Source organism: Sulfuricurvum sp. (assembly GCF_023229695.1).
Lineage (GTDB): Bacteria > Campylobacterota > Campylobacteria > Campylobacterales > Sulfurimonadaceae > Sulfuricurvum.
The window spans coordinates 23,929-36,625 of the sequence record NZ_JALNYS010000005.1 but is presented as its reverse complement, the minus strand read 5'-3'; the positions used below and the strand labels follow the sequence as shown (position 1 = coordinate 36,625).

Sequence of the window (12,697 nt, the reverse complement as noted above, 5' to 3'; positions counted from 1 at the left end):
GGCTCCCCGAAGGGAAAGAAGATTAAATGCGTGCGTAAGAGACGCTGATGCAGGCATTCAAGGCCGCAAGCTCTTTGAGTGTTTTGTCGTTGACAGCCGAATCGACGATGATGACGGCAAGTGCTTCACCGCTTTTGTTGCGTCCGAGACGGAAATCGGCGATATTGACGTTATGGGCCGCCAACAGAGTTCCCACCTGACCGATTACACCCGGTACATCGGTATTTTTAAAGAGGATCATATTTCCGGCCGGTTCGACATCGATCCCGAATCCGTTGATATCGACGATACGCTGTACGTCTTCGTTGAACATCGTTGCACTGATCTCGATGACCCCTTTGTCCGTGGTCACTTTAACCGTTACGAGGTTTTTGTAGACCGGACTTTCCGGAAGAGTTTCTGTATCGATTTTGATTCCGCGCTCTTTGGCGACGAAATCGGCATTGACGTAGTTGATCGTATCGCCCGAAATATCCGCCAAAGCACCCACTGTTACAAACGTAGCGAGAGAGGTGACGTATTCGGCGATATCGCCGCGTCCGCTTACCTTGATCGAGAGGATCGGCGCTTTGTTCATCTGGGATGCGAGAAAACCGATTTTTTGCCCCATTTCGAGGAACGGTTTGACAAACGACGGAATCTTCGTCTCATCGATCGGCAGGTTCAGCGCATGGGGATACGCTATCCCTTTGGCCGCTTCGATCGCCTGTTGAGCCGCTTCGACACCGATGTTGTATTGCGATTCAAACGTGTTGGCTCCCAAGTGCGGTGAGACACAGATGTTATCCAGATCGAGGAGCTTGTGATCGGTTGCCGGTTCTTTGTTGAATACGTCGATTCCGGCAAAACGGATTTTCCCCGATTTCAACCCCTCATACAGAGCCTCTTCGTCGTAGAGACCACCGCGTGCACAGTTGATCAGGACGACGCCGTCTTTCATTTTGGCGATTTCATCCGCACCGATCATCCCCACCGTCTCTTTGTTTTTCGGCGTGTGGATCGTGATAATATCACAGGCGAGGATCTCATCAAAATTGGTCGTATATTTGGCGCCGACATCGGTTGCTTTAGAGGCATGGATGTAGGGATCGTATGCGATAACATCCATCTCGAACGCTTTGGAACGGATCCCTACACGGCTTCCGATGTTACCGAATCCGATTACCCCCAGCTTTTTCCCTTTGAGCTCAAATCCGTACCATTTTTCCCGTTTCCAGACACGCTGGTTTTTCAAATGATCGTGGGAATACGGGAACATACGCATACACGAGAGCATATGAGTCATCGTCAACTCAACAGCGGCGATGGTGTTGGCCGTCGGTACGTTCATAACGATAATCCCCTCTTTCGAACATCCCGGGATATCGACATTATCGACACCGACACCGGCACGAACGACGGCTTTGAGTTTCCCCTTTGCCGCCTGAATAAATTTATCGTCCACATCGGTAGAACTTCGGGTAATTGCAACGTCGGCAGTGGCCACCACATCCAAAAGTGCAGTCTTATCCATGTCCGCAGCGAAAATCATCTCTATCTGATCATCGTTTCGTAAGATATTCAGACCCTCTTCGTGGATATGATCACATACGACAATTTTGAATTTTTCCATTACTTTTCCTCTATGAGTGGCGACACCGTCGCCATAATTTGGTAGGTTTTTAGTTTTGTTACAAGGGATTCGAGCTCACTTTGATTATTAGAATCAACCAAAAGCGTCATATCATCCCCCTCTTTTTGCAAAAAATAGGGGAAATCTCTTTTTTTAAGCTCCTGCTTAAGGCAAAAAAGCTCATAGTCATTTTTCAGCGGAACCGAAAGGCGAAAAGAAACTTCTTCCCCCTGCGCTGATAGTGTGTCCAACTCTAAAGTAAGTTCGTTAAGCGGGTATAAATGGCTCTTATCCTCTTCCGAAGAGAACCGTTCAAGCCACCCTGCTTCCCCCTCTTTTACCGGAGTACCCCTCTCCTCACCGGAGGAAGAGGGTTCACCCTTTGCCGAAGGGGGAGCAGAATTAATCTGGATCATAAACACAATAATAAATATCGCCACTGCAACCGCTATAAGGGGAAACAGCCAGTAGGCGATTCGCTGCATTGGATTTATTTCAATTTATCTTTAATCAAATCACCAAGGCTGTGGCCGTCGTTATCGTTGATTTCGTCAAGCATCTCTTGATCTTTGATACGTTCCAATTTTTTAACCGAAAGACGGATACGGTCACGTTTCGCATCAATGACCAAAATTGCCGCTTCCAGTGTTTGTCCGATGACAATCTCTTCCGGAGTCAACGGATAAAGGTCTTCATTGCGGATAAGGGCGTCAACTCCCCCCGGCAAGGATACGAATACACCGAAATCTTTGACATCACGAACCGTTGCCGTAACCACTTCGTTCATTTTGTGGTTTGCTGCGAAAAGATCGATTGGACTCTCTTCCAATGATTTACGGTTCAATGAAATTTTTTCATCTTCCACATTGATCTTGGCAATTTTCACTTCAATTTCGTCACCCACTTTGAGTGTCTCTTTGCATTTGACATTCTTGTCCCAAGAAAGGTCTTGATTGTGAAGCAATCCTTCAACCGTACCTACTTTTACAAATGCGCCGAAATCGGTCAATGACGTAACGGACCCCTTGACAACATCACCCTCTTTGAATTTTTTGGTAAATTCTTCAAAAGGTTTTGGTTGAAGACGCTTGTACGATACACGCAATTTATGGGTTTTCGAGTTGATCTCGATCACTTCTACATCAATCTCCTGACCTACCGTTAAGTAATCTTTAGGGTGCTTGATGTTTTTATCCCACGTAATTTCGGAAATATGCAAGAAACCTTCGATATCGTTACCCAAGTCAACAAAAATACCGTACGGTTCAATGTTGCTAACGGTAACGGTGATCGTGTCACCCTCTTCCAGCGCCTCTTCTACTTCTCTCCACGGATCGGGCTGAACCGCTTTGATCGAGAGGGAAAGGTGTCGCTTGTCTTTGTCATAAGCAATCGCTTTAACGGTAACCACATCCCCTTCTTTATACAATTTAGAAGGATTAACCGGCCCTTTGTAGCTGATTTCATTGTAATGAACCAACCCGTCAATTCCGCCGACATCAACGAACATACCGTAACTGGTAATCTTTTTAACGGTACCTTCGATGATTTTGTCCTCTTCCATCAAAGCATCGATAACCTCTTTTTTACGCTTACGCTCATCATTAAAGAGTTTGCGGCGTGATACGACAATCGACGCTTCGGCAGGGTCAACTTTAACCACTTGCGCTTTAATCGTTTTGCCGACAACCTGATCGGTATCTTTAAACGCAGCGAGAGAGCGCGGAAGAAAAAAGTGAACATCATCCGCTTCCAGAAGATACCCGCCTTTATTTTTCTTCGTAACCAATGCTTCAATTACAACCGATTCAAAATCCTCTTTGTGCGCATTGATAAACGCCAATGTTTTCTCTTGCTCAAGCACTTTTTTATAGGAGATTTTAGGACGCTCATTGTAGTGACCCATCACCATAACCATAATTTTATCGCCGACGTTAAAGAGGAGTTTTCCATCCGCATCACGAATCTCATCGAGTGAAACGATACCTTCAAGCTTTTCACCTACACCTACCAATGCGCGGTTCTCTTCTTCCTGGATCTCTACGATTTCACCCTCTGTAATGCGTGTGGATTCTTGCTCTTTGAAAGATGCCTCCAGCATTTCAGCAAAATTTTCTTCTTCAAATGCTTCGTTATCGAAAGCCATGCCTATTCCCTTATAACTAAAAATTGGCTGATTATAGCGAAAAAATGCTTTTCTGGAGTTTAGACGATACTTTTATACAGAGGTAATTTGTTGAATTCGTTCAATTACGTTTTGAATGATCCAATCGGGAGTAGACGCACCCGCACTGATACCGCAAAAATTTTTGCCGTTGAACCAGCCGTTTTGAAGATCTTCTTCACTTTCGACATAGTAACTGTCGCTGCAAAAATCTTTTGCTATGGAGTGGAGCTGTTTGGTATTCGAAGAGTTTTTTCCGCCGATAATTATCATAACATCGGCCTCTTGGGAGAGTTTGCGTACCGCATCTTGGTTATCAAACGTCGCATTGCAGATCGTGTTAAATACACGGACTTCCTTATGATTTGCCATCAAGCGCCCGACAATCTGCTGATACTCTTCAATTTTGCGGGTGGTCTGCGCGACAACGGCTACTTTTTCCCGCAAACGGAGCGCATCGACTTCATCCGCGCTGTTCACCACAAAAACGTGATCAATCGCATAGCTTTTGACCCCTTTGATTTCAGGGTGAGCTTCATCGCCAAAAATGACGATGTCGTATCCTTGCGCCGACATCTCTTCACAAATCTGCTGCGGTTTGGTGACGTAAGGGCAGGTTGCATCGATAACGTTGACGCTGCGTTCATGCAAAAGAGCAAGCTCCTGCTTGGGAATCCCGTGCGTACGGATAACTGCCGTGTCACCCGCTTTAAAACTCTCCAGATTTTCGGCTAACGCAACGTTAAAATCTTTTTTAAGACGCTCAATTTCGTTCGGATTATGGATCAGAGGACCGTAGGTTGCCGAATTGGTATTCTCTTCGGCAATTTTTATTGCCCGCTTCACACCGAAGCAGAATCCGTAACTTTCCGCCAACTGAATCTTCATCGCTCTACCTTGGTACATTGGGCTAACAGTTCGAAAAAATTGGGAAAAGAGGTATTGATACACTCAACATCCTCCACCTCTGTTCCGCATTTTAGTCCGGCGATCAAAAAACTCATCGCGATTCGGTGATCTCCGTAACTCTTAAGGGTTGCGGATTTGAGTTCTCCGCCGATTACCGCATATCCGTCAGGATACTCTTCCGTCTCGATTCCGCAGAGGTTCAGATTATCCACCACCGTTTTAATACGGTCCGATTCCTTAACGCGCAGCTCTTCGGCATTTTTGACGATACTTTTCCCCTCAGCACACGCCATCGCAATAGAGAGGGCCGGGAGTTCGTCGATTAACCAGGAGATGTTCTCCTCTACCGTTACCGCTCTTAAAGGGGCATACTTCACTTCAATCGTGCCGATGGGTTCATAGCGCTCATCACTCAGCGTATAGGTAATCTCGGCTCCCATCTTTTCAAGCACTTTAAACGCTTCGATACGGGTCGGATTGAGGGTCACCCCCTCAATAATCGTATGCCCGCCCGGAGTGATTGCCGCAGCAACCGCAAAGAAAAAAGCACTCGAAGGATCCGCCGGAACACGAATATTCAAAGGAGAGAGTCCTTTTTCAAGGGGCCATATACGCGTCTGCAACCCTTCGACTTCGATACGGGCCCCCATACCGGCAAGCATCCGTTCCGTGTGGTCACGGCTTAGTTCAGGCTCACGGAATGTGCATACGCCATTGGATCGTAACGCAGCCAAAATCATGGCGCTCTTAACCTGGGCTGAAGCAATTTTCGATTCATACTCAAACGCATTTAACGAAGCGCCCCGGATGCATAGCGGTGCGAGATCGCCGTTATTACGTCCGTCGAGTTTCGCTCCGATATTTCGAAGTGGCTGCGTCACCCTTTTCATCGGACGACGCTTAAGATACTCGTCACCGGTAAGGACAAAATGCCCCTCTGCCGAAGAGAGAAGACCGCAAAAGAGACGCATCCCGGTCCCCGAGTTTCCGCAATCAAGAATTTCCGGCGTCTCTTTAATCCCATTGGAGCGAATTGTTATCACCGATCCGTCATCGTAGATCTCTGCACCCAAATGGCCGACAATTGTCAGGGTATTGAGGGTGTCTTCCGCTCTTAGAAAATTTTCGATCCGACTCTCCCCTTCGGCAAGAATCGCAAACATTGCGCTTCGATGCGATATCGATTTATCGGGTGCGATCGCATCACTTCGCAGATGAAACGATTCGGAAGGGTAGACCTTGGCACGCATCATCGCAAACTCACTCCGAGATCTTCGCCCAAACCGTTGAGAATCGATTCCATTGCGGCAGAGATATCCTCTTCATCAAGTGTTTTCGCATTCGATTGGAGGACAAAACGGAGGGTCAAACTCATTTGTTCCCCCAACGCTTCGGAAAGATAGCGGTCAACCGGATAAAAACGTTTAATCTCTTCGGATGCATGTTTTGCAATAACCGCTTTAAGCTGCTCATACGGAAACGATTTCGGAACCAACAAACTCAAATCCCGAAACGATGCCTGATATTTCGAATATGCTTTGGCTTCCACCAGAGCATAAGGGAGGCAATCGGTGTCGATTTCGCATAAAAAAGTCTGCGGAAGATCAAACTCCTCTTCCACCTGAGGATGCAGACGGAATAACTCCCCCGCCTCTTTCCCCTCAATCATCACTTTAGCGGAGATATAAGGGTGAGCCAGAGTGTGTTTCGCAGAGTGTTGAACCAGTTCAAATTCGCCGATGACATTGGAAATCAGCTGAGTGAACGTTCCAAAATCGATCACTGCCGGCTTGCCGCTATTGTGAAGTTTTTCATTCTCAAACGCTCCCGTCACAATAAACGAAAAACGTTTTGACTCGGCACGTTCCGGATTAAAAACCGTACCCGCTTCAAAAAGGGCAATTCTCTTTTGATTCACTTTGATATTGTTGCCGGCCGACTGCAATAATCCGACTAATAAAGTAGGACGAAGGGTATCCATCGTCGCCGTAATCGGATTCAACAACTCTCCGCTGGGATCAATGCACTCGAAGCCGTATTTTTCAAGCATGGCACGTTCATTAAAAACAAAATGAACGCTCTCATAAAAACCGCTTTGTGCCGCACGATGGCGGTACATACGCGTTTTTTTGTATTCGGACAGGTCATTTCCCATTCGATTCAATTCTGCAAAAACAAACGGTTTGGAGGGGATATTGTCAATCCCGACAATACGGACAATCTCTTCCACAATATCTTGCTTATTGACAATATCGTGACGAAAGCGGGGAACACCGATAGCAAACGTTGAACCGTTCGATTTACTGATATCCATCCCCAGATTTTTAAAAATCTGGGTAATGGTCGTTTTATCAATTTTCATACCGATAAACGACTCGCACTCCTCTTCAGAGATACTGATAATACGAAGTTCATGGGCCGATTCCAGCTCAATGGTGCCGCCGTAAATCTGTGATGAGGAGTAAGCTTCAACAAGCTTCATCGCAAAATCGATCCCCATATCGATTTTCGGTTCACTTCCCCGTGATGTCCGATAATAGTAGGGACAACTTTTTATTTTATTTTCACCCATTTTTCGGGCAATAATTTCAGGGGAAATGTAACTTGCTTCAATAATTGCCAATCCGTTATTAGCGTCAAAACGACTCTCTTCAATCTGGGTAACACCGACGATCGATACCTTCTCTTTTCCATAAAGAGCCGCATAGCCGTTTTCGTCATTCTCTAAAGTAATGACCCCTTTTCCGCTCTCTTTATCACCAAATGCTTCGAATGGATAGGCCCGTAAAATCACACCGGTGCTATGGGTTGTATAATGCAATAGTGCATCTACGGAAGAGGTATACCCCTCTTCAATCAATGCCAGACGCAGAGAGATTGAAAACGGGACATGAAGTTCTTTGAGTTCAACCGCTCCGAAACGGAGGTCAACATTATAGGTATCGCTATGCTGAAGCTGCAAAAGACGCCCGATCCCCAATCTCCCTTCTTGATACTCTTTTTTCGTCATGTCACGCAACGGCTTATTCAATGCAGCCCGCAAATCGCGTGCCATACCGTAAATGCTGAGACAGTCTCCGCGATTTGCCGTCAACTCAATCTCAATCAGATCATCGTTAAACAGATCGTAGCTGTTTAACGCTCTCCCCGCTTCAAGGACTCCGATGCTGCTATCGAGGATCATGATCCCCTCACCCATAGGGGGAAGGCCGATCTCTTTGGCCGAACAGATCATTCCGTGTGACTCGATACCGCGAAGTTTTGCCTCTTTGATTTTCAAATCGCCCGGAAGAACCGCCCCGACCGTTGCCAAAGCGATATGGATACCGGCACGGACATTCGAAGCGCCGCAGACAATTTGACGCACTTCATGGCCGACATTAACCTGGCACACATTCAGTTTATCGGCGTCGGGGTGACGTTCACAACTTTCAACAAAACCGACGACTACCTTATCGGGAACACGGACAACATCGTGACGATCCACTTCCAGCCCGATGGAATTAAACGTTTTAAGAAGCTTTTCGGTAGAAACCGTGCTTAAATCGATCCATTCATTCAACCAATTCTTCGTAATGATCATCTAAACTGCTCCAATAATCTCGTATCACCTTCAAACAACGATCGCAAATCCCCGATACGGTGGATCAACATCGCAAACCGCTCGACTCCGAGCCCAAACGCATATCCGCTGACGTTCTCGTATCCGACCGCTTTAAAAACATTCGGATCGACGATGCCGCATCCCAATACTTCAAGCCATCCGGTCTTCGAACAGACACGGCACCCCTCCCCGCCGCAGAAGATACAGCTGATATCCACTTCGGCTGAGGGTTCGGTAAAGGGGAAAAAGCTCGGACGGAAACGGACGTCGACATCTCCAAACATCGTTTTGAGAAAATCTTCCAAAATAAATTTCAAATTGGCAAACGAAACTTTGCCCGCTTCCTCGACGACCAATCCTTCTACCTGATGAAACATCGGTGTATGGGTCAGATCGTAATCCCGACGGAAAACGGCCCCCGGTGCGATCATACGGATCGGAGGTTTGTGACTCAACATGGTCCGGATCTGTACGGGTGACGTATGGGTACGGAGAAGTTTTGCGTCTTTAAAATAAAACGTATCCTGCATATCCCGTGCAGGATGGTATTTGGGAAGGTTCAATGCCTCAAAATTGTGAAAATCGTCTTCCACCATCGGCCCGGTCTGAACCGAAAAATTCATGGAAATAAAATACTCAACAATCCGGTCCATTGTCTCCGCTACCGGATGAAGCGAACCCCGTTCGGTACGCGGCGAATAAAGGCTGACATCAATGGACTCGCTTTTCATCGTCGCTTCCAAATGTTCCATCGCCAAAACAAGTTTGCGCTCCAACAGCAAAGCGTTCAATCCCTCTTTATGAAGGTTCAACTCTTTGGCAAAAATCCCTTTTTCAGTGTCAGGGACATCTTTCATACGGGCGAACTCAGCGCTCAACACCCCTTTTTTTCCGAATACGGCAATGCGGATTTCTTCGATTCTCTCAATCGAATCGGCCGATTTTATAGCGTCATACCACTCTTGCAAAATAAAATCTCCATCTAGTCCTAAAGTTCGCGTATTGTAATCAAATCTCTTTTATAATAAGCTTCAAGGTTTACGCACTGTGGTACAATACCCTAAAAAATGAGGTTTGCCATGTGTCTCTTTTGTAAAATCGTTAATCGTGAAATCCCATCCAATCATGTTCAGGAGAACGAAGATTTTTTTGCATTTCACGATATTAATCCCAAAGCCCCTGTCCATGTCCTTGTTATTCCAAAAATACATTATAACAGTTTTAATGACATTTCAGGTGATCTAATGGGGAAAATGGGGACATTTATGCAAGAGGTCGCCAAAACGGTTGGAGTCGATCAAAGCGGTTACCGTATTATCAGCAATATAGGAGAAAACGGCGGGCAAGAGGTGAAACATCTCCATTTTCACCTTTTGGGAGGGGCTAAACTAAAATGGGGTCATTTTTCCGATGCGGATCCGAAAGATTTCTTTTAATTACTGATGTTACGCATTTTCCGGGCGAAGCCCGTAAAATGGCAGGGACTAGGGTCCCTACAACCCCCTAAAGCTACCCGCATCTTTCGGATGCGGGAGATTAACTCCCCTGACAGTATTGCACCCTTACCTACCGTTTTAACAAATTTATTTTTGCTTCTCAAGTACCGTTTTATCTGTCCGGAGTGTACCGCTACTCCCCGGAAAATCTTGAAACACCGAGCGAATCATTGCCGGCATCACCGGAAGCAGTGTCGCCTCATCTCCGACACTGACCGCTTTTCCTTCATATACTTTTTTATTCGCTGTTTTTCCCATCTCTTCGATATCGATATTTAAAAAATGGGTAAAAAGGACCTCCCGTCTGCTTTCAGATCCGATAACGCCATAAGTCGGAGTATTAAACGTCGTGCCGGTAAAGACTTTTTTATTTCCGACGGTATTCACCGTTCCGGTCGAATAAGAGCTGCTGATACCGGTCTGCCCATATACCGGATACGATATCAGTACCGATTTTCCTCCATCGATCCCATAGGACAAATGGACCGCAAAATGTGCCTGTTCATAAGGTACTTCAACCATCCCCTGTTTTTGAAACTCATTTTTAACAAGATTCGCATAACTTTGGAATTCAAGACTGTTCGCTTGTTCCTTACTCGGAAGAATGGCATACGAAACTCCGTTCAACGGCAATTGTAACGCATGAAAAACCGAAACGTTGGTTTCCACATATTTTGCACACCCGCTGAAAAAAACCAATATAAAAACCAAAATTAAATGACGCATTGTACCCCTCCCCTTTAACTATTTTACCCAATAACCTTATCTCTCAACGCTTTACGTAGAGAGATTATAAAAGGTGATTATGAACAATTATATACTAAAAAAAGAAATACCGATACCTCAAAAAAAAGTATGGAATTTCGGAAAAGAGGCAATGAGCCGCGTCGCCAAAGGCGAAGCCTTTGTGCGACGGGTTAGAGAGGGAAGTATACAGGATAAGGTACTTTCTATCAGAAAGAATCAGGCATTACACCCTTGCAGTGATCCGAAATCGACACTGCTTCCGCCGCCGCTGATCATTTTTTCATTCTCTCGAATTGTCTTTCCGTTATGTTGGATCGTGTACGTGATGACGACACTGTCTCGGATCGTATTGATCGTCGAGCAATAGGTCTCCAGACTCGCCATCACCCATCGTGCCGCCAACGTATCGTCCGCGTTTGAGTCAAAACGATATTCAAGATGCAACGTATTGAATTTACGCGGAGCGCTCTCATTACGGACCGCTTCACCCTCTACGTGAAGATTACTCACTTCATATCCTTGCTGCTTGGGGAGCATGATCATATCGCTAGCACTGCACGCAATAATTCCGCTTAAAAAATATTCAAGCGGAGAAATTTGAGGGCAGTCAATGATAAAGCTCCCCTTCTCCGTTTTGGCTTCAAATTTCATTTCACTTTGGTGACTAACGGTAACCTTCATTTAATATCCTTAAGATAATGATCAAAATAGATAATTTGTTCTAATGTACGCACTTCAGCTGTTCCCCCGGCAGATGTTCGGGCATTCATCGAATGCTCAATCGCCAAAAATCGGCAAACGTCCTCTTTGATCCGCTCATCAATGGCATGAAGCTCACTGTAGGCTATTTCACTCAAATCAATCCCCAATGCTTCGGCGCGTGCCACGGCGCGACCGGTAATGTGATGCGCTTCACGAAACGGCACATGGCAATGTTCGACAAGGTAATCGGCCAAATCGGTTGCACTCAGATGACCGAGTTTGCAGGCACGTGCCATATTCTCTTTTTTTACCGTCATGGTTTTAAGCGCCTCACGCAAAATCTCAAGGGAAATTTCAGCCGTTTCTACACTGTCAAACACCCCTTCCTTGTCCTCCTGCGTATCTTTATTGTACGCAAGAGGGAGCCCTTTCATGACCGTCAGAAGACCGACAAGATTACCGAATACCCGCCCCGTTTTCCCGCGCAGAAGTTCAGGGACATCGGGATTTTTCTTTTGCGGCATAATGGAAGAACCGGTCGAATAGGCATCGGAAAGCTCAACGAAGCGAAATTCATAACTCGACCAAAGGATGATCTCTTCGGAGAGTCGGGAAATATGCATCATTAAGGTCGAAATATTAAATAAAATTTCCAAAGCAAAATCGCGGTCGCTAACCGTATCGAGACAATTGATACTGATACTCTCAAATCCGAGAGTTTTGGCAGTCATGGCACGATCGATATTATGCGGAGTCCCGGCCAATGCCGCACATCCGATCGGAGAGATATTATTGCGCTCTGCACTGCTCTCGAACCGTTCGATATCCCGTTTGAACATTGCCGCATAGGCCAGTAGATGGAATCCGAAATTGATCGGCTGTGCATGCTGTAAATGGGTCATTCCCGGAATCAGTGTTTGGGTATGGTTGCGAGCGATATCAACGATCGCACTCATCAGAGATTTGATCAGATCGACGATTTCACCGTTTTTACGCAACACATAGCGGCGAAAATCGAGGGCCACCTGATCGTTTCGGCTCCGTGCGGTATGAAGTTTTTTCCCGGCATCTCCGATAAGGGCGGTGAGCCGTTTTTCAATCGCCATGTGAAGGTCCTCATCACCGATTCGCCACTCAAACTCCCCCGATTCAATCTCTTTGAGAACCTGTGCCATTCCCGACTCAATCGCAACAAGCTCCTCCGGATTCAATATCCCTTGATGCTTAAGCATCTGTGCATGGGCAATCGAGCCTTCAATATCTTCACGATAAAGTTTCTGATCAAACATAATGGATGCATTAAAGCGTTCCAGCAATGACGACGCATCTTGTGAAAAACGTCCGGACCACATTTTTTCCATAGTATCTCCATATAGGGTTTTATAAGAACCCATTAAATAAAAGTAAGGCATTTTAGCAAAGTTTGGTTTAGAAGAAAGTTTTTTCACATTGGAGAGGAAAGG

General features: G+C 46.0%; 11 protein-coding genes. 1 reads left to right on the top strand and 10 read right to left on the bottom strand.

Translation table 11 applies throughout. From position 1 onward, the window contains the following. Nucleotides 1–22: 22 nt before the first annotated feature. The 7 genes from serA to pheS all read right to left on the bottom strand — a co-directional run bounded on the left by serA (nt 23) and on the right by pheS (nt 9,257). A complete protein-coding gene (gene serA, locus M0P91_RS04390; RefSeq protein WP_295065004.1) occupies nt 23–1,612 on the bottom strand; it encodes a phosphoglycerate dehydrogenase in 1,590 nt (529 codons plus the stop codon). Continuing rightward, nucleotides 1,612–2,097 (bottom strand): hypothetical protein, encoded by a 486-nt coding sequence (locus M0P91_RS04385; RefSeq protein WP_295065002.1) that lies wholly within the window; start codon nt 2,095–2,097, stop codon nt 1,612–1,614. The genes serA and M0P91_RS04385 overlap by 1 nt, the downstream gene beginning before the upstream one ends. A 5-nt stretch (nt 2,098–2,102) precedes the next feature. Further along, complete coding sequence (locus M0P91_RS04380; protein ID WP_295064999.1) at nt 2,103–3,758, bottom strand: 30S ribosomal protein S1; 1,656 nt, start codon at nt 3,756–3,758, stop codon at nt 2,103–2,105. Between the two features lie 72 nt (nt 3,759–3,830). Beyond that, on the bottom strand, nt 3,831–4,664 hold the full coding sequence (locus M0P91_RS04375; protein WP_295064997.1) for a 4-hydroxy-3-methylbut-2-enyl diphosphate reductase: 834 nt from the start codon (nt 4,662–4,664) through the stop codon (nt 3,831–3,833). Next, the gene (gene aroA / locus M0P91_RS04370; RefSeq protein WP_295064995.1) at nt 4,661–5,938 is read right to left on the bottom strand and encodes a 3-phosphoshikimate 1-carboxyvinyltransferase; all 1,278 of its coding nucleotides are present in this window, start codon (nt 5,936–5,938) and stop codon (nt 4,661–4,663) included. Before aroA ends, M0P91_RS04375 begins: the two co-directional genes overlap by 4 nt. Beyond that, complete coding sequence (pheT, locus tag M0P91_RS04365; protein WP_295064993.1) at nt 5,935–8,268, bottom strand: phenylalanine--tRNA ligase subunit beta; 2,334 nt, start codon at nt 8,266–8,268, stop codon at nt 5,935–5,937. Before pheT ends, aroA begins: the two co-directional genes overlap by 4 nt. Continuing rightward, entirely contained in the window at nt 8,265–9,257 is a 993-nt protein-coding gene (gene pheS / locus M0P91_RS04360) for a phenylalanine--tRNA ligase subunit alpha (protein ID WP_295064991.1), read from the bottom strand. The genes pheT and pheS overlap by 4 nt, the downstream gene beginning before the upstream one ends. Nucleotides 9,258–9,368: 111 nt before the next feature. Between pheS and M0P91_RS04355 the strand changes: the two genes are divergently transcribed. Beyond that, complete coding sequence (locus tag M0P91_RS04355; protein ID WP_295065261.1) at nt 9,369–9,725, top strand: histidine triad nucleotide-binding protein; 357 nt, start codon at nt 9,369–9,371, stop codon at nt 9,723–9,725. A gap of 147 nt (nt 9,726–9,872) precedes the next feature. On the opposite strand, the gene M0P91_RS04350 is transcribed toward M0P91_RS04355, so the two are convergent. From M0P91_RS04350 to argH, 3 genes are all read right to left on the bottom strand, one after another. Beyond that, a complete protein-coding gene (locus M0P91_RS04350; protein ID WP_295064989.1) occupies nt 9,873–10,511 on the bottom strand; it encodes a DUF4136 domain-containing protein in 639 nt (212 codons plus the stop codon). A 237-nt stretch (nt 10,512–10,748) separates the two neighbouring features. Further along, the gene (locus M0P91_RS04345) at nt 10,749–11,213 is read right to left on the bottom strand and encodes an OsmC family protein (RefSeq protein WP_295064987.1); all 465 of its coding nucleotides are present in this window, start codon (nt 11,211–11,213) and stop codon (nt 10,749–10,751) included. After that, the gene (gene argH / locus M0P91_RS04340) at nt 11,210–12,595 is read right to left on the bottom strand and encodes an argininosuccinate lyase (protein WP_295064985.1); all 1,386 of its coding nucleotides are present in this window, start codon (nt 12,593–12,595) and stop codon (nt 11,210–11,212) included. The genes M0P91_RS04345 and argH overlap by 4 nt, the downstream gene beginning before the upstream one ends. Between the last annotated feature and the right edge of the window lie 102 nt (nt 12,596–12,697).